Origin of the sequence: Psittacicella hinzii (genome assembly GCF_003585935.1) — a bacterium.
GTDB classification, from domain to species: Bacteria; Pseudomonadota; Gammaproteobacteria; order Enterobacterales; family Psittacicellaceae; genus Psittacicella; species Psittacicella hinzii.
Genome location: NZ_NRJG01000133.1, coordinates 1 through 2021 on the forward strand (window position 1 = coordinate 1; position 2021 = coordinate 2021).

General features: G+C 31.6%; 1 protein-coding gene. It reads left to right on the forward strand.

Features of this window, described 5'->3' with window-relative positions:
• The first annotated feature begins 1123 nt into the window (after positions 1 to 1123).
• Positions 1124 to 1681: a cytochrome b gene (locus CKF58_RS06715; RefSeq protein ID WP_119532234.1), complete on the forward strand. Its 558-nt coding sequence runs from the start codon at positions 1124 to 1126 to the stop codon at positions 1679 to 1681.
• Positions 1682 to 2021 lie beyond the last annotated feature (340 nt).

Genomic DNA, 2021 nt, shown 5'->3' on the forward strand with positions numbered 1-2021 from the left:
GGTATTAGAAAAATTGCTCAAACAGATGAATTTAGGGATTTGTAAAAAATTTTGCAAAATTTTCAAAAAGCAAAAAATTTTCGAACTAATAAAAGTATCCGAATGTCTTGGTTCATTTCTAATTTATTAAATCTTTTAATAAGTTAGACCTATAACTAAAATATTAAGCTATACCTAAATTTTTTCGGATTATTAAAATTAAATTTGCACAAAAATTTGTGAATTACTAGGTAAATTAATATACCTGGTTTATAATAAACTCACAAAACAAACAATAAGTCTAGTTTAATAAGCCTTTTAAGTTAAAGTCATACTTCTTTTTTGGAAGAGTTTGTTAGGGGGAAATTTTAGCTTAATTTCCTTATCAAGTTTGACTTATGTTTACTGTCACTTGAAATAAGATTTTTTTGTAGGCTACCACTGGTGGGTATGAAAAAATTACATAGTTTCCAATTTTTATTTTGCAGGGGGCAAAATAAAAATCCTAGTTATACAGTGAATACTAAAGACAGTGACTAAAATATGGCGAGGATAATATTTTAGTTGGTTTTGTTAAAGTCATTTAGACATTTGCCAGCTTCAATTGCCTTAACCCTGTCGAGTTGAGGCAATTGACCTGGAATTTTTTTATAAATTTTTTGCTAAGCAGTAAGCAAAATTTACTTTTTAGCAAAGCATTTTTGCTTTAAACTTTCCTGTCACATTATTAATCTAGAATTTAAGAGCTGCGCAACCGCAGCTTTTTTTAAAGCTGTTTTTCAAATATAGTTCTTATTCTATTTCTGTCAGCCTAGTAAAGAAAAAGTTACGTAAATTAATATATTTAGGTACTAATGTAAATTAACTATTTGGGATAAAGAAATAATCTGCAAAGCTTATTTTTACATACTGCCCATTTTTACATACTCCCTAAATAGTACGATAGAAGTGCTTACTTTTCTTTGCGCTTAGAACTGGCAAATTAGGTATAACTTATATTTGCAGCTCCTTAGATTTATAATAAAGTAACTATGTTGGATAATATTTTATTGCTTAGGTTCGATCCTAATTTGATCCTAAGCAGACAAAGCCAACATCTTACTTCTGTAATCACTCTATCTCACTATAACAACAGGATAATATAATGGAACATCGAGAAAAATATCCACTCATCCAAATTCGTTTACACTGGATTGTCTTTCTCTTAGTAATCTGTACTTATGCAGCCGTATGGTTAGCGAAATATGGGTTACATAATTATCCAAGTTTGGCGCATCCTATTTGGTTATTACATTACTTTTTAGGAGCAATGGTATTTCTTTTTACCTGTGTGCGTTTTGTGGTGCAAAAGCTCTTACAAAAACACATTCCATATATTGATCCACCGATTCCTTTATGGCAGTACATCTTATCAACTACCTTAAAGATTGTACTCGTTGTAATCTATTGGGTAATCCCTCTAGCTGGATATCTCTATCGTTGTAAGAGTGGTTTTTCTCTAGATTTATATTTCCGTACGTTTCACGCTCGTTGTGATGTAGATCCAACTGCAGGACAATTTTGGCACACTATTCACGTAAGTTGTGCTTATACCGCTCTAGGCTTAATTGCCATTCATGCCGGTTTTGCAATCTGGAATCACCGCGTACGTAAAAATAATATGTTACGTCGCATGATGCCACCTTGCCATAAATGCGGCTAAAGATTTTGCGCTAATACGCATCACCAATTATACATAGATAGCACTTTTTATAAGCTAACTCATACTTTTAACCACTTCGAGATTTACGTTCCTGACTATTTACGTAAATCTAACCATCGTAAGAATTTCTTACGCTTAGATTTAGCTATCATTGTTTATATCCTATGCCTATTCGCTTAAGAATAGTATTTATATCTATGTATAACTTTTTTTGACAAAAGACTATCTCCTATGATTGAATGGTTTATTAACCACTTAAGTTAGCCCCACTAGGATTACCTAATGGGGCTACTTTTTTAGCTAAATAAATTGATATCACTTACGCTAAATTGTTATCACC